27 protein-coding genes are annotated in these 23,868 nt (G+C 41.6%); 9 read left to right on the top strand and 18 right to left on the bottom strand.

Annotated features, from left to right (window positions below; translation table 11 throughout):
* Window positions 1–22 precede the first annotated feature (22 nt).
* Entirely contained in the window at window positions 23–2,401 is a 2,379-nt protein-coding gene (gene mrcB / locus TW85_RS18220) for a penicillin-binding protein 1B (protein ID WP_052702287.1), read from the bottom strand.
* 152 nt (window positions 2,402–2,553) lie between these two features.
* Here mrcB and TW85_RS18215 point away from each other — a divergent pair, with 152 nt between their 5' ends.
* From TW85_RS18215 to TW85_RS25635, 3 genes are all read left to right on the top strand, one after another.
* Window positions 2,554–2,832 (top strand): hypothetical protein, encoded by a 279-nt coding sequence (locus TW85_RS18215; RefSeq protein ID WP_046018556.1) that lies wholly within the window; start codon window positions 2,554–2,556, stop codon window positions 2,830–2,832.
* A 2-nt stretch (window positions 2,833–2,834) separates the two neighbouring features.
* A complete protein-coding gene (locus TW85_RS18210; RefSeq protein WP_046018555.1) occupies window positions 2,835–3,158 on the top strand; it encodes a Rieske 2Fe-2S domain-containing protein in 324 nt (107 codons plus the stop codon).
* 364 nt (window positions 3,159–3,522) lie between these two features.
* Entirely contained in the window at window positions 3,523–4,833 is a 1,311-nt protein-coding gene (locus TW85_RS25635) for a GGDEF domain-containing protein (protein WP_157196980.1), read from the top strand.
* Window positions 4,834–4,909: 76 nt separating this feature from the next.
* Here the strand turns inward: TW85_RS25635 and TW85_RS18200 are convergent, their stop codons facing one another.
* The 9 genes from TW85_RS18200 to TW85_RS18160 all read right to left on the bottom strand — a co-directional run bounded on the left by TW85_RS18200 (window position 4,910) and on the right by TW85_RS18160 (window position 11,205).
* On the bottom strand, window positions 4,910–5,209 hold the full coding sequence (locus TW85_RS18200; RefSeq protein ID WP_238326253.1) for a Dabb family protein: 300 nt from the start codon (window positions 5,207–5,209) through the stop codon (window positions 4,910–4,912).
* Between the two features lie 33 nt (window positions 5,210–5,242).
* Window positions 5,243–5,851: a LysE family translocator gene (locus tag TW85_RS18195; RefSeq protein WP_046018554.1), complete on the bottom strand. Its 609-nt coding sequence runs from the start codon at window positions 5,849–5,851 to the stop codon at window positions 5,243–5,245.
* Between the two features lie 162 nt (window positions 5,852–6,013).
* Entirely contained in the window at window positions 6,014–6,868 is an 855-nt protein-coding gene (locus TW85_RS18190) for an AraC family transcriptional regulator (protein WP_046018553.1), read from the bottom strand.
* A gap of 104 nt (window positions 6,869–6,972) precedes the next feature.
* Window positions 6,973–7,425, bottom strand: coding sequence for a GNAT family N-acetyltransferase (locus tag TW85_RS18185; protein WP_082828023.1), 453 nt, complete (start codon window positions 7,423–7,425; stop codon window positions 6,973–6,975).
* Between the two features lie 148 nt (window positions 7,426–7,573).
* Complete coding sequence (locus TW85_RS18180; RefSeq protein ID WP_046018552.1) at window positions 7,574–8,590, bottom strand: Gfo/Idh/MocA family oxidoreductase; 1,017 nt, start codon at window positions 8,588–8,590, stop codon at window positions 7,574–7,576.
* 269 nt (window positions 8,591–8,859) lie between these two features.
* Window positions 8,860–9,105 (bottom strand): Rho-binding antiterminator, encoded by a 246-nt coding sequence (locus TW85_RS18175; protein WP_046018551.1) that lies wholly within the window; start codon window positions 9,103–9,105, stop codon window positions 8,860–8,862.
* Between the two features lie 74 nt (window positions 9,106–9,179).
* Window positions 9,180–9,953 carry a class I SAM-dependent methyltransferase gene (locus TW85_RS18170; RefSeq protein WP_046018550.1) on the bottom strand — a complete coding sequence of 258 codons (774 nt, stop codon included), beginning with the start codon at window positions 9,951–9,953 and terminating at the stop codon, window positions 9,180–9,182.
* 140 nt (window positions 9,954–10,093) lie between these two features.
* Window positions 10,094–10,603, bottom strand: a complete 510-nt coding sequence (locus TW85_RS18165; RefSeq protein WP_202904885.1) for a GNAT family N-acetyltransferase — start codon at window positions 10,601–10,603, stop codon at window positions 10,094–10,096.
* A 44-nt stretch (window positions 10,604–10,647) separates the two neighbouring features.
* Entirely contained in the window at window positions 10,648–11,205 is a 558-nt protein-coding gene (locus tag TW85_RS18160; RefSeq protein ID WP_046018549.1) for a DUF6817 domain-containing protein, read from the bottom strand.
* A 163-nt stretch (window positions 11,206–11,368) separates the two neighbouring features.
* Between TW85_RS18160 and TW85_RS18155 the strand changes: the two genes are divergently transcribed.
* The gene (locus TW85_RS18155; protein WP_046018548.1) at window positions 11,369–11,647 is read left to right on the top strand and encodes a hypothetical protein; all 279 of its coding nucleotides are present in this window, start codon (window positions 11,369–11,371) and stop codon (window positions 11,645–11,647) included.
* A gap of 49 nt (window positions 11,648–11,696) precedes the next feature.
* On the opposite strand, the gene TW85_RS18150 is transcribed toward TW85_RS18155, so the two are convergent.
* Window positions 11,697–12,434 carry a TSUP family transporter gene (locus tag TW85_RS18150; RefSeq protein WP_157196979.1) on the bottom strand — a complete coding sequence of 246 codons (738 nt, stop codon included), beginning with the start codon at window positions 12,432–12,434 and terminating at the stop codon, window positions 11,697–11,699.
* Between the two features lie 342 nt (window positions 12,435–12,776).
* On the opposite strand from TW85_RS18150, the gene TW85_RS18145 reads away from it, so the two are divergent.
* On the top strand, window positions 12,777–13,466 hold the full coding sequence (locus TW85_RS18145) for a transporter substrate-binding domain-containing protein (protein WP_162197510.1): 690 nt from the start codon (window positions 12,777–12,779) through the stop codon (window positions 13,464–13,466).
* Between the two features lie 108 nt (window positions 13,467–13,574).
* Here the strand turns inward: TW85_RS18145 and TW85_RS18140 are convergent, their stop codons facing one another.
* A complete protein-coding gene (locus tag TW85_RS18140; protein ID WP_046018545.1) occupies window positions 13,575–14,900 on the bottom strand; it encodes an SH3 domain-containing C40 family peptidase in 1,326 nt (441 codons plus the stop codon).
* A gap of 235 nt (window positions 14,901–15,135) precedes the next feature.
* Between TW85_RS18140 and TW85_RS18135 the strand changes: the two genes are divergently transcribed.
* Window positions 15,136–16,821, top strand: coding sequence for an MATE family efflux transporter (locus TW85_RS18135; RefSeq protein ID WP_046018544.1), 1,686 nt, complete (start codon window positions 15,136–15,138; stop codon window positions 16,819–16,821).
* A 65-nt stretch (window positions 16,822–16,886) separates the two neighbouring features.
* Here the strand turns inward: TW85_RS18135 and TW85_RS18130 are convergent, their stop codons facing one another.
* Window positions 16,887–17,627 carry a transporter substrate-binding domain-containing protein gene (locus TW85_RS18130; protein WP_046018543.1) on the bottom strand — a complete coding sequence of 247 codons (741 nt, stop codon included), beginning with the start codon at window positions 17,625–17,627 and terminating at the stop codon, window positions 16,887–16,889.
* Between the two features lie 263 nt (window positions 17,628–17,890).
* On the opposite strand from TW85_RS18130, the gene TW85_RS26595 reads away from it, so the two are divergent.
* Together TW85_RS26595 and TW85_RS18125 are read left to right on the top strand one after the other, a co-directional pair.
* Entirely contained in the window at window positions 17,891–18,022 is a 132-nt protein-coding gene (locus TW85_RS26595) for a hypothetical protein (protein ID WP_272947173.1), read from the top strand.
* A gap of 44 nt (window positions 18,023–18,066) precedes the next feature.
* Window positions 18,067–18,705 (top strand): ferritin-like domain-containing protein, encoded by a 639-nt coding sequence (locus TW85_RS18125; protein ID WP_052702285.1) that lies wholly within the window; start codon window positions 18,067–18,069, stop codon window positions 18,703–18,705.
* An 18-nt stretch (window positions 18,706–18,723) separates the two neighbouring features.
* Here the strand turns inward: TW85_RS18125 and TW85_RS18120 are convergent, their stop codons facing one another.
* From TW85_RS18120 to TW85_RS18105, 4 genes are all read right to left on the bottom strand, one after another.
* On the bottom strand, window positions 18,724–19,509 hold the full coding sequence (locus TW85_RS18120; RefSeq protein ID WP_052702284.1) for a transporter substrate-binding domain-containing protein: 786 nt from the start codon (window positions 19,507–19,509) through the stop codon (window positions 18,724–18,726).
* Between the two features lie 218 nt (window positions 19,510–19,727).
* A complete protein-coding gene (locus TW85_RS18115) occupies window positions 19,728–20,393 on the bottom strand; it encodes a 7-cyano-7-deazaguanine/7-aminomethyl-7-deazaguanine transporter (protein ID WP_084616421.1) in 666 nt (221 codons plus the stop codon).
* 209 nt (window positions 20,394–20,602) lie between these two features.
* Entirely contained in the window at window positions 20,603–21,082 is a 480-nt protein-coding gene (locus tag TW85_RS18110) for an ASCH domain-containing protein (RefSeq protein WP_046018542.1), read from the bottom strand.
* Window positions 21,083–21,111: 29 nt separating this feature from the next.
* Window positions 21,112–21,960: an aldo/keto reductase gene (locus TW85_RS18105; protein WP_052702283.1), complete on the bottom strand. Its 849-nt coding sequence runs from the start codon at window positions 21,958–21,960 to the stop codon at window positions 21,112–21,114.
* 284 nt (window positions 21,961–22,244) lie between these two features.
* Here TW85_RS18105 and TW85_RS18100 point away from each other — a divergent pair, with 284 nt between their 5' ends.
* Complete coding sequence (locus TW85_RS18100; protein WP_046018541.1) at window positions 22,245–23,003, top strand: transporter substrate-binding domain-containing protein; 759 nt, start codon at window positions 22,245–22,247, stop codon at window positions 23,001–23,003.
* A gap of 80 nt (window positions 23,004–23,083) precedes the next feature.
* On the opposite strand, the gene TW85_RS18095 is transcribed toward TW85_RS18100, so the two are convergent.
* Window positions 23,084–23,800: a glutathione S-transferase family protein gene (locus TW85_RS18095; protein ID WP_046018540.1), complete on the bottom strand. Its 717-nt coding sequence runs from the start codon at window positions 23,798–23,800 to the stop codon at window positions 23,084–23,086.
* Window positions 23,801–23,868: the final 68 nt, after the last annotated feature.

Below are 23,868 nucleotides of genomic sequence, written 5' to 3'. Positions count from 1 at the left end.
GATAACCTTTTACTTAATGAACCTAAAACGGCCAGATACAGAAGTTTTTATCTTCTGGTGCCGTCCCTTCTAAAAAGGACAGAGTGACCTTGTCATCACACCTGTCTGCCGCTAGCTTAAATTCATTACGACTCACCTGAAAATACTCACTGCCTTGAGGTAAAACTTCCTCAAGAGAAGTAGGGTTTAATCGTTTCATCATTTCAATCCAAACCTTTTGCGCGCCAGAGCTTCCAGTAATCGATAATGGATGATTATCATCAGCACCTAACCAAATGGTAGTGGAATAATCAGCAGTAATACCCTGATACCAACTGTCCCTTTGCTGGTTTGTTGTGCCTGTTTTAGCGGCAAAGACTAAGTTAGGTAAGGCTGCTTGCGCCGCTCTTGTGGTACCAATCTGGGCACTCAACTTCATACCATCTCGTAAAGTGGCAAGCGCCGCTTTAGAGTATGGCACACGTGTATCTTGGCTAAACTCTTTAAGTACTTCGCCTTCGCTCGTTAACACAGAAGCCACGATACCTAATTGGCTAGACTCCCCCGCAGAGGCAATCGGCTGATATAACCTTGCTACTTCAAATGGAGAAAGCTCTATCGCGCCCAACGCTACCGCAGGGAACATGGTAAATTCTCGTTCCACACCAAGGCGGCGCAAAGCATCACCAACTTCTTCAAAACCAATACGATAAGCGAGGTCCAAGGTAGCTAAGTTATACGACTTGGCCAAAGCCTGATACATGGGCACATTGCCATGATATTTGTGATCGAAATTCTCCGGTTCCCAAATCTCACCCCCCACTTCAAAACGTGTTTCATCATCTTCCAACAAGGTTAACCAAGTGAAAGATCGATTCGCTAAAGCTTCTAAATAAATAGGCGGTTTCACTAATGAGCCAATAGGACGAACCGCGGCCAAAGCCCGATTAAAACCTGTGTAATGGCCATCACTCGACCCTAAAATCGCCTTAACTTGGCCATTATGAGCATCGGTTACCACTATCGCGCCTTGTAAGTCTTTCAAGCCTTTTTTAGCACGCTTTAGGCTTTTGACTTGAGAGGTCATACTTTCCAGCACAGCTTGTTGAACTCGCGTATCTAACCCTGTGTAGATCTTTAAGCTTTGAGTAGCAAGCGTCGTCTTATCAAAGTCCCGGGACAATTGAAAAGCCACCAGGTCTAAGAAGTCACCATACAAACTACGAGTTCCCGCTTGAGTGCGTGTTTTTAAGGCCTTAGACAAGCTCACTTTATATTGAGCCTCTGTAATAAAATCTTGCTGATACAGAAGGTTAAGCACGACATCACGGCGTTCTTTCGCTCGTTTAGGGTGCCGTTTAGGGTTATACAAAGAAGGCCCTTTTACCGTACCAACCAAGGTCGCCATCTCATCTATACTCAACTCTTTTAACGGCCTTGCGAAAAAGTGTTGGCTAGCGGCAGCAAACCCATGAATTGCCTTATTACCATGTTGCGCTAGATAAACCTCATTCACATAAGCGGTCAGAATTTCTTGCTTACTAAAACGATATTCCATCAAGAGCGCCATAATCACTTCTCGGATTTTACGGCTATAACTTCGCTCAGAGCTTAAGTACATATTCTTAATCAGCTGCTGAGTCAGGGTGCTGCCCCCTTGTCGACGCGAACCCGCTTGTAGGTTGACCCAAAACGCCCTAGCAATACCGGTAAAGGAAATCCCTATGTGCTCATAAAAGTCCCTGTCTTCCACCGCGAGTAAGGTATCAATGAGATGCTTAGGGATCTCGTCATAAGTCAGTAGAATGCGGCTCTCACTGTTACCACCGTACAAATGGCCAATTAATTGCGGCTCTAAAATGGCTGAACTGACTTTTCTGCCCGCCACAGTTTTGATCTCTAGATGCCCATCTGGAAAAGAGAATATACGTCGCTGAGCTGGATAGTTTCCAGTGTGATCAGAGAAAGACCTTAAGTGAGCACTTACTTTTGTTGAGCTTCTTGCAGCCCAACCTATCTCTTGGCTGTTACGTCCAAAGCGATAACCCGCTTGTTGCAAACTTTTCTCTAAGTCCTGTTTACGCCACTGATCACCAGAACGTAGCAAGGTAGGCGCACTGTAAACTTCCGCCGGCACTTGCCATTTTTGCCCTTCAAAATGCTGTACTAGCTCTTTATCTAACCACCATACCCAAACAGAAAGAGGAATGGCTGCGATTAACCCCAGCACAAAACAGATAACAAAGAGTCGTTTTATTAACCTTTTAAACCAAGATTGTTTGATAGGCTTTTTGCCCCTAGGTCGAGACGTTTTACGGCTCGTTTTCCTAGCGTTGGAGTTAGCGGTCGAGGTTTTTTTCGGCTTATTAGATGAAGCAGAAGGCTTTTTCGTAGGGCGATTTACAGGGCGTGTTTTACTCATGGGCAAGAGTATAAAGACAGCTTATTTAGGGTGCAATCAAGCAAGCTTATTTTCCTTAATTCTGACAGAAGATTCTTGTCATTGACTCTCATACACACCCATTTTAGACTCACTTCATAGGCCCATTGCCAGAAAAATAAGAGAACAAAAATATGATGATCATAGACCTAATCGATGAACTCGATATCATCGAAGGTATTCACCAAAGAGTACCCAACCTAGATAAGAAAGACCCTGCTGATATGAGCGAGCTACTACAAAGCGCAGCACAAACGGCAAATGAAGAGGAATGGGCAGCACTTAATTTATGGCTAGGTGAAGTTTGCCAAGACATCACCCTGCTTTTACCTGAGATCAAACAAGCCCTTTGTAGCCAATGGCAAGGTGAAAGAGCACTAACAGATGAACTTGCCAGCAAACTATCAAGCTAGCCATGCCCTCTACACCTCTCTGCCTTGTCAGTGAACTGCCAGAAAAAACAGCTAAATCATATAAGTTTGATGATCTCAGCTGTTTTATCATCAAATATGAAGGTCAGGTTTATGCTTACTTGAACGCTTGTCCTCACAGAAATATAGAACTTGAGTGGCAAGAAAATGACTTTTTTGACCACAACAAAGACTACCTTCAATGTGCTACTCATGGGGCTTTATTCTTGCCCCATAATGGCTATTGCATTACCGGACCTTGTAGCCAAGCCTCATTAACGCCCCTAACAATTCTCATCATTGACGACAGAATTCATATTAAGTATTAATTTTTTCTAAAAGTTATTGATAATCATTATCAACAAGTTTATGCTAGGTTTTCGATTACGGTCGATGCACTTAATAACAGATTTATATTTTAAGCCTCTGTATCTCTGGTCAAATTATTAAGTGCAAATGATGGAGCAACAAGGAAGCTGTGAATAAACCTCTCTATTAACTGCCTCTAATAGATGGAAACTTCATAGCTTTCTATATTCCCCCTTGTGTTGCTCCATCATGCGTTTTACTTCTTAAAGGTCCAAGTACCAATATGACTACTCTTATTACCTGATTGAAAAAAGGAAATGCAATCACTCAATATTGCCCCTTCTGCAATGGACGACTAATGTTAATAGACTAAATGATGTCGAAGTGGAATTTACTCATTTACAAGGGACAGCCAAACAGACACAAGGAGTGTTACCTATGCATCTTGGAATCAATAAAAAATCACACATAATCAACCAAGTTACCTTGGTACGTTTGATTCAACTTTGCGTCGTAATCATTGCCATTGGCACTCCTCTTATTGAAAGTCACTTTATCCACCCTGCTTTTATCAAGCTCGTCGTACAAAACACAGAAAATGAAGCAAATCGTGCGGCAACGCGTATGAAAAGGGTTGTTATTCAAGATATTAAAAATGGCCATCTCACCGTGTCACCAGACACGATTAATTATTTAAAGGAAGCCGAACAAGATTACCTACTTTGGAAAAGCAAGGTATTTAGCCATGATGGTGAAGTTCTCTACTCATCCCAAGATAAAGACATAGGCACAATAAATGAAAAGGGTTATTTCCATAATCAGGTCGCCAAAGGTGAAATTTTTACCAAACTCGTTAAAAAGAATGGAAGCTCACTCGATGGAGAAGTCACAACACTCGATGTTGTCGAAACCTATATTCCGCTCATGGTAGAAGGTCAATTTATTGGCGCATTCGAACTCTATTACGATATAAGTGCCCGCATAGAAGCCATGGATGCTCACATGGAGTGGGTCGATAAAATGCTGCTACTCTTATCAGGTGTCGCCATTATTACTGCCTTTGTCATTGGTATCGGCTATAAAAAAGTACAACAGATCAGAGAAGAGTATGAACTAGAGCTGATAGAAATGGCCACTAAAGATAAGCTTACCAACATTTATAACCGCCGCAGCTTCGAAGCCAGATTAGTTCAAGATATTAAGCAGTATGAAAAGTTTCAAACGGAATTGAGCGTCATCCTTTTTGATGTGGACCACTTTAAGTTTGTGAACGATACCTATGGCCATCAAGCGGGAGATAACGTGCTCACGTTGTTGGCCAAGATTACCCAGAAAACTATACGCTCCAATGACATAGTTGCCCGTTATGGTGGTGAAGAGTTTGTCATACTTCTGCCCAATACAGGAAAGAATGGCAGTCAGGTCATTGCAGAGAAATTACGCTTAGCCATAGAAGAGGCCGCGTTTGATACCCAGTCCCACAAAATACAAATTACTGTAAGTCTAGGAGTTGCTTGTATCTCAGATATTGCTCATCCAAACCTGGATAATCTGGTCAAAAGTGCTGATGATGCACTCTATTTCGCTAAGCATAATGGCCGTAACCAAGTGTCTTACATGCAAACATCATCTAATAAATATTCAGACGATGAAGAAGAGATGGATTTAAGTTCAGCGCCGGTACTGGATAGATAAACACCTATTTATCAGTAATAAAGAAATGAAAGAAAGGGGAAGAAATCATTAAGATTTCTTCCCCTTTTTTGTTTGCTTAAAACTCGTAATCGAATACCAGAATATCAGCAATCATAGGCACAAACATCGCTTTAAAAGCCTCATGTTTAGTATGAGGAAGGTAGGCATCCCTCGCCTTAACATCTGTAAATGTTATTAAAACAGCATGGGTATAACCTTTATCTAACCCTTCTGGGCTGGTATTAGCACCAAACTCAACCCCTTCGATGCCAGAAATATCTGCTTTCAGTTGATAAAAGGCCTGCTCTAGCTGGCTCAAATCCTGTTCACTTGTTTCAGGAGTAAACTTAACCAATAAAATATGTCTTACTATCACTAGACTCCCTTTTGATCTAAAGCGATATGCTTATTAAGCTTGAATAAAGGCCCACCATACACTTAAAAACAATAAGATGGCGAGTATTTGGTTTAAACGAATTTGCTGCTGTTCACTATTAAGGTGTCGGTTAGCCAACTTACCAAGATAAGCCCAAACACAAATACAAGGTACAGCAATTGAAGCAAATAAAACGGCTAACACCACATAATGGATCAGCTCACTCAAACCTTGGCTAGGAAACAAACTAGCAACAGTCACAGACATCATCCAGCTCTTAGGGTTAACAAACTGCAAGCCACAGCCCTGTAACCAAGTCAGACCTTGTTTATCCTCTAGACCAGTACCATCAGCCGAAATAGACTTAAGCTTAAATAGCTTAAACGCCATGAGGCTTAGCCAACTGGCGCCAACAAAACCTAATAAAGGCTTCACAAAAGGATAATCAAATAAAAATTGAGTTAGCCCCATGGCCGTAAAAAACAGAATCACCCCAGTGCCAATCGAAGCCCCAAGAATGAAAGGCATCACACGTAAGATTCCCAGTTTGCCGCCATAACTTAGGGCAATCACATTGGTTGGCCCTGGTGTGATAGAAGCCACCAAGGAAAATAAAGAAAAACTCACGTATAAACTCAACATAGAAACACCTGTCACTTGGGTAATTTGAATGTTTAGTATCAGCTGCCCAAGCCTTAAAGTCTGGAAGCTTTGTGCATAAGCAGAATATTTATAAAAATAGATAAGCAGCTGTTTTTTAGAGAATATTTAAAAGGCTAAAAAAGCATTAGAGAGGTAAGAAACTTAGATTTGAGTTCTAAGAATTTGTTTTTGATAGGCACTAGGAGTTAAACGATAAGCACGACGAAACCAGCGGCCTAAATGACTCTGGTCGGCAAAACATAAATCACTCGCCACACTGATAGGTGAAATACCTTGAGACAACAAGGTTCTAGCTTTTGCCAGCCTTAATTGAATCAAATAAGCATGAGGCGCTAACCCAAAAGCAGCTTTAAAACGCCGAGTCAGGCGAAACCTGTCTGTACCTAGCTCTAGGGCCAAGCCTTCAAGGTTAATGTCTTGATATATGTTTTGTCTTAAGTACTCTCTTGTCCTTAAAGCCAATTCACAAGGGTTACCAAAAGATAAAGGCAAATCACGATCTGCTTTTTTGCGCCAGCTCAAATGCTTACTAGCATGGGTTAACATTTGGTCTAGGCAAGCTTCTCGAATAATCTCAGGCTCTTGATAATGCAAAGCACTAAAAGCCGCAGAAATACTGGCCGTCAGCTGTTTGTCCTGCATCAAATTCTGAGCCGTATTAAACTCAAAGTTATCGGGCAAATCATGAAATAAAGAGGCGAGATTATCGTGTAACCAAGCCACAGGCAGATAAAGCTGGCGATAGGTAAAGCCTCCTTCTAATGGCGCATTACCATCATGTATTTCACCAGGCTCTAATAAAAAGCTCCCGCCTTCTAACGAGGTGCACATCTGTTTACGGCAATTAAACTGCTGTACACCTTGCTCAGTAAAGCCAATCAGATAAGTATCATGCCAATGGGGGTCATAAGCATGTCCTTTAAAATGAGCGCGAAAGGTTTCTATCCCTGTGCGCTTATCCTGTTCTAATTGTACCCAACTGTCTGCCTGTGACATTTACCTAACTCTCTAAAACCTGCATAACTAAAAAGACCATTACAAATAAAAAGGTATGACTATCTTCAAAATATTGCTAGAAGATTTGTGCAAACCTATTCAGTTTAGAGGGTTCTCAGCATCTCAATATGAGGGATATCATCTTCATCGTACGGCTCAGACACCACCTCAAAACCAAAGTCTTCATAAAACTTTTGTAGATAAAGTTGAGCAGAAATACGAATCGGGCTTTTTGGCGCTTCTTTATCTAAAAACTCAAGTGCACCTTGAATCAAAGCTTTTCCTAACCCCATGCCTCGGGCAGCTTCCGTGGTAAGCACCCGACCAATAGAGATTTCATCATATTTACAGCCAGCATAAGTAATACGTAGATAAGCTAAAATTTTATCGGTTTTCTCATCACTGGTATAAAGGTGCCAAGACACATTATCCAAGCTATCCACATCTTGATAAGGGCAGTTTTGCTCTACCACAAAGACTTCTTGTCTTACCCTTAAAATCTCATAAAGATCAGCGATTTTTAACTGTTCAAACCGCTTAACCTGCCACTCAATCATGACTTATGCTCCTTCTTAAAAGCGTTTAATATCTCGATTAGGCCTAATCTAACAGGTTAGTATTTGCTTTAAAATCAATTTATTTAACACAAAAAAAAGCCACTCATTCTTTACTCAAGAACGAATGGCTTTTAAACAAAAGAAAGCGTTAATCAGTGACTTCCCAAATCGCATCTAATAAGCGCTGAGTTTTAAACGCATTGTCGGCAAACTGATCTAACGCTGTCACATCCTGCTCTTTTACCAAGGCAACAAAGCGCTCTATCATAATCACATCAGCGGCTTTTTCTGCTGGCGTTTCAATAAAGTTAAAATCCTTACGACTCGCCATATGAGTACGATGCGTAAAGCCCGTTTTTACATCTGCTTCTTGGAAAACAAAACTGTTATGCCAGTCCAAGACAAAATCATCCATAGCGATCATGCCACTTGTTCCTATTAGGTTCAGGTCCATAATCCCTGTGCCTGAGGTATAACCAAAATCAAAGGTTGCGCTCTCACCAGAATCAAACCCTATCACCCCAGACATACGCTTTATTGCACCAGTTTCTTCATCACGTTCCGCCACAGATGCCGCTTTATTCAAACTCCCTTTTGGCTGTAGATATTCAACGACGGCTCGCATGGCATACCAACCCATATCACCAAGCGCCCCCATCGGCTCTAACTCTTGGTCGTAACGAATATCGCCTTTATCTTCAATTGGGAAATAGAAAGCAGAGTGCAAAGACTTAGGTTGGCCAACCTTAGCTGGAATGGCTTCACGAATGGCTTCTGTACGAGGATGATGTACAAAGTGGGTTGCATCCATAAGCACCACACCCGCTGTTTTAGCGGCTTCTATCATGCGTTTAACAGCGGCATTTGCAGGTAATGGTTTTTCCACTAATACATGTTTACCCGCTGCAATCGCAGCAAAAACAATGGCTTCTTTTGTGGCCGTTGGTGTTGCCACATACACCACATCTAATTCAGGAATTTTAAGAAGGTTATCCACACCTTCTACCGCAATCGCCGTTTTGCGCTCTGAAACAAAAGATACCGCCTTAGATAAAGTACGGCTAGACACAGCTAGCAGGCTTGCGCTTTCAACCGCCTCAATGGCATTAGCCACCACATTTGCAATATTGCCTGTTCCTATGACACCAAATTTAATATCGTCCATTTTATCCCTTTCCTTTTTGGAGCTTTAAGGATCTCATCATTAAGACCTAATTCGCCGTCCACTCTATAAAAACGCCAAGCAAGTTACTACTGAACAAGCCTCATAAAAAAGGCGCATTCATAGGAACAAAGAGTCAAGACAAGGTATCAGAAAGCAAAAGCAGAATAAAAAATAGAGGCAAGCCCCGTAAACACTCACTTATACGGGGCATAAATATTCATAAAAACTAATATGGAAAGAGGCTAAAATCCCTAAAAAAGCTTATAAAATTAAACAAAAGAAATCTCAGAAAAGTGAGGGTTAGGCTCACAAGCTGACATGCTAACCACATTGTCTAACACCACAAAGCGCTTTTCATCACCTTGTTTTAAACACAAACAAGATTGGCGTTCATCATTATAAGCTGTGTCCAATGCTTGCCCTTGAAGCACCTCACCTGTCGCTAAAACAAGCTCAACCCGATAGCGATAAACGCATACCAGCTCAATATAATCATGTTGATCGCAAGACATCATAGGGTTAGCTCCTTCATTCACTCTTTATTAATTCGGTATCGTTCGTTACAAGCAGCTCGCATAAGTCGAACCTTCTAACAGGCTTTGCGCCCCTTAATCGAATATACAAGCGGGACTTGCTGGCCTTTAAATAGCATTTGATAACCTTTACCCGCAACAAGTTCCAAGCCTTCAAAACAATTATAAGGGCTATAAGGAAATTCATTTAGTGACTCAATCTGAATCCCAGTCTTAATAAGAGCATTCACAACCTCACTTAAAGGGTGAGGCCAAGTCATCATGACAGAGGTTTCACCATCGCAATTTTCGGTATAAGTACCCTCTTCTTCCACATCGGCATGGTGCTGCTCAAAGTAATTATAACCAGAGAGCAGATCATTAAAGCTGTGAAATTCTACCAGGTTAAACTGACCACCTGGTTTTAATGCCGCGTTGATTGTTTGCGCCCATTTATCCAGATCGGGCAACCAACACAGCACACCATAAGAGGTAAAAACATGATCAAACTGAGTTTGGTTTTCTTCACCAAAGGTATAAATATCTTGTGCAATAAAATGCGCCTCTTGCCCTATGGTTTCTGCAAGTTGTCTTGCCTGAGTAATGGCCTCAGTCGAAAGGTCTACACCTGTTACCTTAGCTCCCATTCGCGCCCAAGATAAGGTGTCTTGGCCAAAATGGCATTGTAGGTGCAAAAGGCTTTTGCCCTTTACCTCGCCCACCTCAGCCAATTCAATTTCATTAAGAGACGATTTACCCTCAACAAAGGCCTCTACATCATAAAATTTCGAGCCCACATGCACTTTAGCGCGCTTATCCCAAGCGGCCTTATTTACTTCGATATAATCCACCAATTTCGTCCTTTATGCTTTTTCTAACCCATTATTAAGGAACCTAGTTAACCAACTCTCTCACAAGATGTATTCACCACTTAATGTGAAAAGACTAATGCGTTTTTAAAGCCATGCTGATTTCAGACACAGACACGCCATCAATACGATGGCCTATCTTCAACCTCACCTAAAACCTGAAATCCAGCATGCAAATAAAGCGGTTTCGCCGCCTCATTATTCGACAACACATTTAGATCTAACCAACTGATCTGCGCCTGATCATGACAATAGGCAATACAGTGTTCAATCAAAATACGGCCCAAACCCTGTCGTCGATAATGGCTATCAACGCCCATTCCTAACAGTACCCTATGCTGGCAATACTCATCCTCATAAGGGCGAATATCCACATGCCCCATAATTGCACCAGTGTCATTCTTCATTAGCCATAATAAGCGCCAACCGGGCTCTCCTACAGGCGTCGTAACACCTTGCATAAACTTTTGTCTGGTTGGCACACTAACAATCGAATCATCACGAGACACAGGCTGAAACATAGGCGAACCTCCGCGCCCGTTATCTGCTAATTGTAGAGTCAGATAAGTAAAAAAATCTTGCATATCAGACTTAGTCGCAACCTCTATCTTCATGGTTAAAACGCTTTTCATCCTTATTAAGCTTGTTTCATTTTTTGAGCACCTTCGCCTCTTACTCAGTCGGCTAACTCAGGCTCTTTTGCATAAAAGGCTTTGTAAGCCTTAACACCTGTATCGGTTAAATAATGCTGAATATTCTCAAACAGGTCATAAAGCTCAGCCCCATACTTGGCCACAAAGGCCTCGCTCGTTAATAAAAGCTCTAGCTCATTTGCCAGTGTTAGCTCGCAAAAAGCGCAAGCCTGTTCATCATCTAAGGTAAAACACTCACCAGTAAACCTGTCTTTAAACGCCATAGGGGCTTTGCCCACGCTTCGCTCAAACACATAATCCCTATCACAGCTGCAATATAAATAAACCAAAGCCTCAGCCTCTTTCCCTATGACCTCTGCTATCTTGGTTCTTTGGGATAAAGACACCATGGTTTCATCAAAACCAGCCGTGCCATACGCCGCATGGAAAAGCCCAGCATCACAGACATAATCTGCTGCACCCCATGCTTTTAACATCTTGAAGGTACCCGTTAAGTGCGAAATCAAAGAACCATTTAGATGATTAAACTCACCAGCACCTAAAGCCTCAAGCGCCTTAAATCTCATATCGTTCGTATCCATACATCAACCTCCTTATATATGTTTAATTACAGCCCTGAGCCTAAAAACAGCCCAAAGAAAAAAGCTAAATCAAATAAAACTATCCAATGCATGAGTTTATCTATAGCAACAGTAAATGCTAATATATGACCCATCAATAATATAGCTAGTTTAAAAAATCAAAATGCCACTCTCAATTCCCTTAACACAAACACAAAGAGTTTTTCTAGGCCGTCTCAATAGTGGGTACACACTTACTAAAGATGCAAACAACAAATATTGTTTTGCACACAAAGACAGACCAGAAGAAAAAAAGAAAATCGTCTACTACGAAAAGACGGTCGCCGCCCTCATTAAAAAAGGCCTACTCAGCGAAAACCTAGAACTGACAGACCTTTACCATAAAAAAATGGCAAAGCTGTATATTTGGAAAAGCGATAGACCCAAAGAAGATCAAGACTAACCCAGCGTTAGCACGAAAAAGCCCCAGAAATGGGGCTTTTTTGATTAAGCTACACTACCACCCCACTCTGATAAATCATCTTCCCAATCAAGATAAAACACACACTGATCAACATGGGTTTGACGATTTTACTGCCCTTTAGATGAACCATTTTGGAGCCGTAATGACCGCCTATCCATTGGCCTATGGCCATGATAAAACCTATCTCCCAGATTATATGCCCACCTATGATAAAGGTGATGATGGCGGCGCCATTGGCAAAGAGTAATAAGAGTTTGGTATGGGCGACGGCTTTGGCGGTGCTAAAACCGAGTAAAGCTATGAAGGAAATGGAAAAGAAAGAGCTGGCGGCGGGGCCAAAGAAGCCATCATAGAAGGCGAGAAAAGGCACGACAATAAAACTGAAAGCCGCAATGGTGAGACGTTGGCTGGTGTCTATGTCCGCCATTCTCGGAGAGAAGATGGTGTATAGCGCGACCAGACCTATCATCCAAGGGATGTACAAGACTAAATCATTATTAGGAATCAGCTGTACCGCATAGCCTCCAAGGCCTGCGCTGATAAAGGTGACGACTATCGCCAGCTTGAACTTCTTCACGTCTATTAAGCCGTGTTTTAAAAAATACCTTACGGAAGATATCTTGCCAAAGATGGCCTGAAACTTATTGGTGCCTATGGCTTGCACTGGGCTTAAGCCAGCTAACATCAAGGTGGGCAAAGCGATTAAGCCGCCACCGCCACTGACGGAGTCGATAAAGCCGGCTAACACGGCCACGCAAAAAAGCATGGCGAGTAGTTCTGGGGTGATGATCAAAACGTATCCTTGTTTTACTTGGGAGCGTCTTACAGCTTCTATACATGACTGCTGAGCGCGCCAATACAATGCTTAAAGAAGAGAGTTTAACTCTTAAAAAAGTGAGTGCCTATGCAGCATTTTGTCACAGCTAGACTAACCCTTTGAATTTAGAGGCCTTGTTGAAGGTTTTAAAACCTTCTTCATTAGGCAAACTTTAAGCTAATTAGGTGCTATATTTACAGCTTGTTGCTTTTCTTATTTGCTAGCCATTCCTATAATTTTTCTAACCCTCGGGTATTAGCTTTTAACTTTTCACCTTTTAAAAAGGTCATGATGGCAACTTATAAAAACGCTTTCTTCTTGCTCTGTGTTTTATTAGCGACGAAATCATTCGCTATCAACATTGTGTCTCATCCGATAAATGGATTAGTGTTTGAAGATGCCAGCGGCCCTTACCCAAAGCTTTTAACTAAGCTCAATGACGTCATTGGTACTGAGTTTTCTTTCAAGGTAATCCCATTAAAACGGGCAGTTTATCATTTCGAAAATAAGCATGATAATTGCCTACTATCAGGTAACAGTCTTACGATTAAAAACCCTGAAAAATACCTTGTTTCAAACCCTTTAAGTGAAATCAAACTGCACTTTTTTAACCTACAGCACATGCCACCTATCACCAATTTTAACGACCTGAACCAGAATAAGCTTATTGGTGGAATCCTAGGTATTGAAGGTTTATACAAGAAAATATTACCAGAGAAGCACAGGCTCGCACTTGTGAGTAGCGATGAGCAAAGCATCAATATGTTAGTCGCAAAACGGGTGCAGGCAATTTTGGGCTTTATGCCCGACCTCAACGCCCATTTGGATATACTGCATTACGATGAGAGGTTTGTTTTATACCATGGCAGCGACAACTTAATTTGTCACGATACGCGAGAAAATAGAGACTATCTCCAGCAAATAAATCAGGCGTTAGAAGATATAAAAGCCAGCCCTACCTACGATGAGATTATGCCTTAAGGCATTTAGCACTCACCCACTAAACTCTCCATTTGTATAGACTGAATCAAAAAACGGCCATAGAAATCAGCGTTTCTATGGCCGTTTAAAAACATATTATACGATGAATTAAAGCGCTGGCTTAGGTGCTTTATCTAATAACACCATGCCTTGTACCTTGCTTAAGATACTGGCCTCTTGGATGAGGTTAGGTAGCTCTTTACCCGGTTCTAGTGTGGTGATGACCGCTCGGCCTATGATAAATCGACCCACGCTGTCGTCTTCTTCTAGGGTACGTAAGCCCCAGATGTTATGGAAAACAAGTGGCTCACCAGCTTTTTCGCCCACATATAACATTATGTGTCCACGTAGGTAGATAAGCGTCATAAAGGGTACGGCGTCGTCTAAAATACGTTGCTTTTTGCCTTGGTTATCCAGTTCTTTAAGCTCGATATACTCACCCGCTTCTAGCTGTTTTGATGAGTTACGTTTGAGGTAAACACCAAATGGTGTGAAGAAGTCTTTGGTAAAAGCAGAGCAATCTCGATTAGCAAGTACACCACCCCAACCATAATCTTCGCCGATTAAAGCGTTCGATACTTTATTCAAGTTCGCTTGGTTGAATTTAAGTGGCTTAGGCGCAACGTTTTGCGCATTGGCTGTGGATAGAACAAACTCTACACCTGTACCACCAGCTTGGTGATTTTTTTGTACTGTTACTAACTCACCTGCGATCACAGGAAAGATGGTACCTAGCCTGATGTATTCGATAAAGTTGTTGGCCTTATCAAACAGAGCAAAATCATCTTGCGTGGAGACATAATAATTCCCATTTTTAAAACTGTCTCTTTGGGTTTTGTTCATCAAAACCACGTCTTTCACGGGTAACCATCCAAAGAGTGAGTTCGCTTCCACATAGACCCAAGCTTTATCTAAAGAATAGTGAGAGACAAAAAGTGGTGTATTAATCTTAATATGTGAGTTCTGGTTATAGTCAAACGGAAAACCTTCCCCAGGAGCATCTGGGTTATAAAAAATCACACTTTGAGTGGGGAAGACTCTCAAGTCCGTATTGTGAGTCGTGATGGCATACTCTCTGACTGTGTCGTATTCCTCAAAGTTAGAGCGTCTTATTTGCTCTTCATACCATTCTTTTTTGCGCAGCTTGTGGTTTTCACCATAGGTTTCTTTTTTAAGGTAGTAACTGCCCCAGCTCGCTTGTTCTAGATCGTAAGACATTTGCGTAATGTCCCAAGGACTAAAGAAGGTTTTGTTGTACTCTGCATCTAACCTTGCTTGTTCGTCAAAGTCGTAACTACCGATAGATTGAGTATAGGATTCTGCGGTTTGCGGTAAGTTTTTTAAATCAGCAATTTCAGTAATCTTAGGGGTACTAGTACAGGCGCTAATTAACAAACTTAATAGTGCTAACGAGGCGGAGTAACCTAGTTTCATATATGCTTCCTTAAGGTTTTCTGGCAGGTATTCGAATTAATATCATGTTAGATTCTAGGTGCTTATGTTGTGTTATACCTTAATTAAATGTCAGCTGCGCTTAAGCACTGGGTAAATTCATCGAATCTTCATGATTCTGCTACAAGTCTCAACTTCCCCCTAGCCAGATGCATTAGAGAGTGATTAACTAGACTTATATGGGTCCCCCTTTCAACTTTTCCCTAAAGAGACGCTAATGAATGCACAAACTGCAAAATTTGTAGAAGGCTCTACCATGCGCCACATTTTAGTCATGTCGGGTTCAGGCTCGGTTGGCTTAATGGCGCTATTTGCCGTCGATCTATTGGATATGCTCTTTATCAGTATGCTGGGGCAAATTGAGCTTGCCGCGGCTGTCGGTTTTGCTGGTACCTTGATGTTCTTCTCCACATCTGTGTCTATCGGTACTTCTATTGCTATGGGGGCCTTGGTGTCTAAAGCCATAGGTGCTAAGGAGTTTGATAATGCCAGGCAATTAAGTGGCAGTATCATGATCACCGCCTTTGCTATTAGTTTGGTTTTTACTGTCTTTATGTTTGCCTATATCCCTGAGTTATTAGCCTTAATTGGGGCAGAGGGAACCACAGCAGAACGGGCCGAAGCCTATTTACAAATACTGGTACCTAGTGGCCCATTTTTAGCGGTCGCCATGGCTGCGGGTGCTGGATTGAGATCAGCAGGTGATGCCAAGCGCTCTATGTGGGTTACGCTATCTGGTGGTATTGTTAACGCTATTTTGGACCCTATCTTTATTTTTGGTTTTAACTGGAATGTAGAAGGCGCGGCTTTAGCCTCTGTAATTTCACGTTTTGCCGTTTTGTATTTCTCTTTATACCCATTAATTAAACATCATAATCTGGTGAGCTTGCCTAGCTTAAGCCAGTGGCTAAAACATATTAAGGCCATTTTGAAGATTGCTGTGCCGGCCATTTTTACTAACGCTGCGACACCAATCGGTAATGCAATAGTCACCACGAGTATTGCTCAATATGGTAATGATTTTGTCGCAGGCTATGCGGTGATTGGTCGCCTTATCCCAGTGTGCTTTGCGGTTATCTTTGCCTTATCTGGGGCCGTTGGCCCGATTATCGGTCAAAACCTTGGGGCTAAGCGAATCGATAGGGTTAAAGAAACGCTCTACAACTCTTTGATAGTGACGACCCTTTACACCATTGGTGTGTGCATACTGCTCTACTTTGTACAGGACTATGTCATTCAAGGTTTCACCCTCGAAGGGGATGCCGTACTTATCGTGCAGGCATTTTGTACTTATGTGGCCATTACCTTTATTTTTAATGGCGCTATTTTCGTTGCTAACACCTCCTTCAATAACCTAGGTAAACCTATCTACTCAACTATTCTTAGCCTAGGTCGTGCCACTATAGGTACATTGCCTTTCGTCTATCTTGGCTCTCTTTGGTTTGGTGCCTTGGGTGTACTTTATGGACAAGCATTGGGGAATATCATCTTCGGTGTGATCGCTATCTTAGTATTACAACGCCATATAAAAGAGCTAATGCTAAGCTCTGCCGCTGATAATCAGAATGAAGCAGATACAGCCCAAGAAACCGCAACCCCAGTACAAGCTGAAGCAGTTTTAGAAGCGGCTGCTGAGAAAACAGAAGAAACGGTTTCAGATACACAAGTAGACTGGCAGACATTGGCTAAATCTAACCCTGCTTGTGAACAAGCGCTAAAAGATGATGATGAAATCCCACTCTCTTGCCTTAACGCACAACCTTTTTGCACACTCGATGCGGTACTCATAGACGACCTTGCCTCGCACAAGGATGAGTTAGTGACAGCGCCTATGATTAATAGTGATGTGATTAACAGTGACGAGATTAATAAAGAAGACGAGAAAGAGTTAAAGGAAAAATAAGACAGGCTTAATGACGATAGATAATGATAAAAACTTATCTATCGTCATGAACGAACACAAAAAAGTTAATACCAACGAGACAAGATCTCATCGTATACCCCATTGGCTTTTATCTTCTCCATGGCTCGCTGTATTTCTTTACTCATCTCTGGTGGAAAATCCAAGCCAGCCCCAAGGTAGATGTAATTCACGCCGCCTATATTTGGCCCAGCCACTAAACTCTGCTTGTCATAACCTAGCTTTTGCCACTGATAAGTATCTACCAATTTAGATTCCACCATGGCATCTAGCCTTTTCTTAGCCAGTAAATCAATTAGCTGTCGAATATCATCTGCTTCATAAATACTGGCAAAACCAGCCTCTTCTAAATCGGGAATAATCGATGACCCTTGAATAACACCAACAGACAGCCATTTGCTTTTCTCAAGAGTAAGATCACTTGCTTGTGTGCCTTTCGTTGCGAACTCGTCATACAAGGTTAGACGTATTTGATTAGGGACAAGCGGTACAATCCAAGAGAAATGGGGCTCTCTGGTTGGGGTTCTAGTAAGCGGGATGATGAGAGAGCCTTTGGTTTTGTGCACCATTTTTAAGGCACGGGGCCAAGGCATAGATTGATAACGAAAACTTGGACCGCCATGCAGGGTAATTTGTTCTAATATTTCGACTGTCACACCCGCATCACGCCCATCGACTGTGCCACACCAAGGCATGGTTTCATGGCGATAAACCAATACCTCTGTCGCATTTGTAAAGCTTGTAGAAAGACTTGATACCAATATTAATAATAAAAAAGCCGCTTTCATTCATCTCTCATACATTATCAATTCATTTGGAAAAGGCAGGGAATAAACCACATGGCTTTGCTTTCTGCCTTACTTATTAAATTAGCATAGTTTGATATAAATAATGATATTAGCGTTTTCACAAATGCCTATAAGACAAATGTCACATTCTTTGTTTACTAAAGAGACAAAAGACAGATTATTTCCTGAGTTAGATCAAAAGAGCCATTATTCACCTTGTTAAAATAGCGCCCCTTTATTCTCCCTAAGACGCAATTCTTTCCATGCAAAACCTCTATCAAGAAGCCAAATCGTGTTTTTTAGCCGCTGATCCAGACGATAAAATTGCACTTACTTATCAAACCTGTGCCGCTTGGCAGGCGAATAAGTTAAGTTGGCGTGAAGGGCGCCCATAGAACGTCTTAATGAACCGGGCCGCCTAGAGAAACCTGAAATTGTCATGCCAAGGGAGATAGGTAAACGGAAACTAAAGAAAGAGGCTGGCAGAGCGGCGCTTATTCATGCTCTGGCCCATATTGAGCTAACAGCAGTTAACCTTGCTTGGGACTCAATTTATCGTTATCGAGATATGCCTAAAGACTACTACCAAGATTGGGTGCAATGCGCCCAAGAAGAAGCTGAACACTTTAGTCTGTTACGCGAAAGGCTCAGAGAAATGGGTTATGACTATGGCAGTTTTCCTGCTCACAATGAGTTATGGAAAATGGCCGTCACCACAGCAGATGATCTCACCGATAGAATGGCCATAGTACACAGGGTATTTGAAGCTCGCGCCTTGGATGTAATCCCAGGTACATTAAAAAAGTTTGAAGCTCAAAATGACAATCAGATGGTAAAGGTTCTTACCAAGATTTGTAATGAAGAAGTTGGCCATGTGAGCTCTGGTACTCGCTGGTTTCGTTATCGTTGTGAGCAAGCCAAACTTAGCCCTGATACGCATTTCATTCATTTGATTGAAAAGTATATGAAGCAACCTTTAAGCGGGCCTTTTAATCATGAGGCACGGCTCGCTTCTGGTTTTAGCCAAAATGAGCTTAATTATTTAGAGCAAAGCGCCACTTACAAGCGCCAAGGTTAACCCTTAGATAAACATCGGTCAGTTTTCAAGTAGATATAGACCCGCTCTGGATTCAGCAAAGTATTGATCGTATTTACCGGATGCTTTCAACCGATTTAAGCCTTTATTAAAGGTTTTGACTAAACGAGCGCTTCGCTCTAACTTTTTAGGGAAAACAACACCTTGAAAGGTTTCAGCTAAGAGCCTAGGGTGATAGGTAATGCGATCAGCTTGATCCGCTGGTAAGTCTTTTTTAATCATATACAAACCTGGGTCCATCCCCATTGCCACAGCATCCATTCGTCCACCTAATAGCTTGGTGATGTTAAGGCGTTCGGTCGATACATATTGCACCTTGAAGAGCTTATTGTTTTTCGCCTCTTCAAACATATCGCCATAAAAATACCCATCTGTTATTCCTATCTGCTTATTTTTCAAATCCGCCATAGAATCCCAAATTAATGGTTTTTCTTTTAAGGAAAACAGTACTTTAGGTATCGAGTTGGTTGCATCACTTATATAAAAGTCTTCTTGTATGTCTGGCCTTGTAATCGCCCAGCCGACTGAACCATCCCATCGCCCTTCTCTGGCAAGTCTTAGAGAGCGCTTCCAAGGAAAATAACCAAACTCGACGTTGATTCCTTCTAGTGCAAAGGAATCACGAACGATTCTAGAGACCAGTCCGTTATGCTTTAGTGTATGTTCTGAGGTGAAAGGTGCCCATTCACCACTGGTTAATCTGACGGTTTCAGCATTAAGGTTAATACTCTGAAATCCAACAAAAGGGATAAGAAAAGAAAGTACTCGTATCTGTTTTTTATTCATGGCTAGTCACTTAGTCAAAATAAAACTGAATTAAGTGTCAGTTAGTATAGCCAAACCACCTCGGATCGCCGAGCGATAAAGCGTGTACTAATGTGAAGCCGATTCATAAGTCTAAAAACGCGATAGCTAAGGTATTTAAAATTAGAGGGCAGATACAAAAAAGCCCCAACAAATTGAGGCTTTAGTGATAGTACTTTGAGAGAGCTCTCAGAGCGAACTTATGCTGATTTAGCTAGCTTCAGCGAGAGTTTATTCAGCAAGACGCCGTATAGTGGCACAAACATACATAGGCTGATAATCAGCTTAAAGCCATAATCGACTAGGGCGATTTCTACCCAGTTTTCTGCCATAAAAGCATCGCTGCTTTGATAAAAGGCTACACCAAAGAAAACCAAGGTATCCACGGCATTACCCACTACAGTGGATAAAGATGGGGCAATCCACCAAGCTTTTGCTTGTCTTAGCTTATTAAAAACCGTCACATCCATGACTTGGCCAACGACATACGCCGCGAAACTTGCAATAGCGATACGAGCAACAAAGGTATCCAGTTGCGCCAGTTTTTCTATCCCTTGGTAACTGCCCTGATAAAACAGGACAGAAGCCACATAAGACACCAGCAATGCAGGCAACATCACGGTCAAAATGATACGTCTTGCTAAAGCAGCACCATAAAGGCGAACGGTTAAATCAGTCGCTAGGAATACAAAAGGAAAGGTGAAAGCTCCCCAGGTGGTATGTAAACCAAAGATGGTAAAGGGAAGTTGAACGAGATAGTTACTCGATGCCAAGATAAGAATATGGAATCCAGCAAGGATAAGCAGGGCTTTTTTTATGGTTGACGCATTGTTAGATAATGCATCAAATGTCGGAGTCATTTGCATTGTATTGTCCTTTTTATGAAACGCCAGGGGTGAGGGAACCCTGAATCAGGCGCGCATTGTCCATAATTTAGACAGGAGTGTAAAGCTAAATGAAATTATATTTAACCGATCGGTCAGATATTTTGAGTTTTAGCTTTCATATTATAAAAACCAGTTTAAAAACTCTTAGCGAGAAAAAGCACTTAGAGAAGAAAATACTAAAAAAAGAGTTAAGAAATAGGAATGGGAAAAACACGCTTAAATCGCTCTAACACCAACATCATGTCTTCTTGTGGGGTAATCTTTAATTCATCACACTCTTGGCTAAAGAAATCCCAATGGGCATCACGCCACCAACTCAAGCTTTTATCCCCTTCCCCCTCTGCTGCGGCAAATTCAGCTGTCACATCTTGATAAGCACAAAGGGTTACTGATGTAATTTCGATAATACAAATAGGTTCACCATCCCAATTAGTGACAACCTGTAAAGCACCGACTTCAGGCATAGGGTCACCTTCGACCTCATACCAATGCGCCATACTACAAGAAGCGGTTTTCTCATCCTTTAAAATAAGGTCAGCACAGACATTGGCATTGTATTCATCGGCACAAAAATAATCAGCGCTCACACTACTTACCTTAGCTTGTTCCTCTTCACAAAGGCTTGCTAGGTAAGTCTCTAAATATGCCTGTGATCTTGGCTCTAACATAGGGTTTCCTTATCTCTATTTAAGCTTTTTTAGGATGATAGCTGGCTAGGATCACAGCTAGGCCATGATACTGGCATAGCTAGGTCTAACTCTCTTAATGCCTGCTTGCTCACATCATCTAATCTAAAGTGGTAAAGTTCAAGGTTTTCAGCAAGGTGAGTTGAGTTTAAACTTTTAGGGATGACAGCAAAGCCTTCTTCCAAAGCCCAACGCAGTAAAAGCTGGGCAGGTGTCACCTGATACTCTTGCGCCAGACGGTTAATCACAAAGTCTTGATCCTTGGAGAGCGCCTGCATTTTGTCGGTTTTTGCACTTTCTAATTTAGGTTCAGTACGCCAATTCGCGAGTGGCACCAAGCTACTGTAAGCCATAGGCAAAATATTATTAGTTTTAAGATAAGTTACTAACTCAGGCTTCTGACACCAAGGGTGTAACTCAATTTGGTTTACTTCTGGTTTAGGTAAACCTGCTTGAATTAAGTCTTCAATATGCTGTTGCGTAAAATTACTCACTCCTATGTGTCTAACTTTGCCGGCTTTTTTCAGATCAACCAAGGCATGCCATTGCTCAATGTATTCCTGTCTTTTAAAAGGCGCGTGGATCAAGTAGAGATCTAAATAGTCGAGCTGCAAACGTTCTAAACTCTCATTAAAAGCTTGTAGGCAGGCTGAATAATCCTTGGGCGTTTGCCCCCAATTCGCATTCCCTGACCAGAGTTTAGAGCTAGTAAAAATAGCCTCCCGTGAGCTTATGCCTTGTTTTAGATAATCTTGAATAGCCCGTCCAATACCCGCTTCATTATGATACCCCTCAGCGGTATCTATATGGCGATAACCCAAAACCAAAGCTTGGCAAACTAAGGCCTCAAACCGCTTCATCGCTCACTTGGTATGTACCTAGCCCTATGTCGGGGATTTTAAAGTTACTCGCAATTTCAACTGGATAATAAGCAGACATACTAACCTCAAGCATAAACTTTCCTTCAGATAATCTTAGTTAGAGATAGGAAAGGCAGCGAGCCTATTTCTCCTTAGAATGAAGTCACTCACTAAGAGTCTAGGGAACCTAGCTATTCAAGTACTAAAAAATTTCACAAAACAAAATACGCTTTTCCCAAGACTGCACCATACTTAAAATAAGACGAGTGATTGATGAGGTGGATATGAAGTTATTTAAATACTTCATATGTTTTCTTTTCTGTTTGTCTGGCTTTAGCCTAGCGGCAAATTCCTTAGAGAACCTTGAATACATTACAGAACAATATGCGCCTTATAACTACCAAGATGAACAGGGTATTCCCCAAGGCTTTTCTATCGAGGTATTAAATAAGGTTTGGGAGGTAATGGATGTTGCGCCTCAAAAAATCCATGTATTTCCTTGGGCACGTGGTTACTCCTTAGGTCTACAGCAAGATAATACCTTGCTGTTTTCTACCACTCGCAGTGAATCCAGAGAGGATTTATTTAAATGGGCTTGCCCCATTATTGATATTCGTATTGTGTTAATTTCTCGCCGTAAATCAAACATCACAATAGAGTCTATTGAAGATGCAAAGCAATATAAAATTGTGGCAATTAAATCAGATATTGGGCAACAACTTTTACAAGATAAAGACTTTTCTGAGACTAAAATACATCTATCAAATTTCTTAAATAGTGCCATCTTAATGCTAAAACATGGCCATGTAGACCTTATCTCAAGCGAAGAAACCACTGCCTTTAGGCAACTTATAAAAATGGGTGAAAACCCTAAGAATTTTAAGGTCGTTTGGTTACTTGAAAAGCGCCCTTTATGCTTTGCCTTCCATCATCAAACTGAAGAAGATTTGGTATTCGATTTTCAAAAAGCACTGAATCAAGTACAGAGCTTGCCGGGCTTCATTCAAGCCTTAAAACAAAAACATCAACTGACCACTCAGTAAGACAGATATAAAAAATGCCTCTTACCCTTAAAGAATCTGTGATTAAGGTAAGAGGCATCTATTACTTGCAGCAGGTATTACTAGCAGCAGGCTAGCTCGTCATTAGAGTTTGAACGAGTTTCGCAACATTTAGCGCCTTGGCCTAAATAGGTTTGATCCGACAGATAAAAACCAGTAAACGCCTCTTCAAAATCCTCCGCTACCGATGCTCCAAACAATCCCGTTTCAAACAAAGCCGTTTGCCATGCTTTTACATTTGGCTTGTTAGCAAAAAGGTCAAAGCCCGTATGCTGCTGAATGATCTGAGCCCTGTGCAATAAAGGCAGCCAAGCAATGTCCACATTACTTAGTTGCTCACCTTTAAATAGGTGGCCAGAAGCACTCTCTCTTTTCGCTAATTCCGCCTCAACCTTGGCAAAAGGCTTACTTAGCTTGGTCATGCGTTCACACAAGGTGTCTTCATCGGCACTTCGCATAGCACTGCACTGGACAAGATAATGTTTCGCCGCCATGTAGCTCCAAGCTCTGTCTAAGGCTTTTTGCTCTGGCGTTAACTTATCTTCAAGGGGACGGCTCACTTCATTGATGTATTCCACAATCGCTTCGGACTCAAACAAGGCGATACCTTCTTCGGTAATTAAAAGCGGCACTTGGCCATTAGGAGAAATGTCTAAAAACCATTGTGGTTTATCTTTTAAGCTGATGTATTCCACCTGATAAGCCAATTGCTTCGCTTCTAGCAAAGCAGTAACACGTTGCACGAAAGGGCAAATTTTAAAGCTAACTATCTTGATCATATTCTTCTCTCTTAATAAAAAGGTTTAATCTATTTACTAATAAGACGAAGCACCGCAGAAAAAGACGA

This window comes from Marinomonas sp. S3726 (assembly GCF_000967665.1).
In the GTDB taxonomy this organism is placed as follows: domain Bacteria; phylum Pseudomonadota; class Gammaproteobacteria; order Pseudomonadales; family Marinomonadaceae; genus Marinomonas.
The sequence above is the reverse complement of the archived record's forward strand: the minus strand, read 5'-3'. Positions and strand labels throughout refer to the sequence as shown.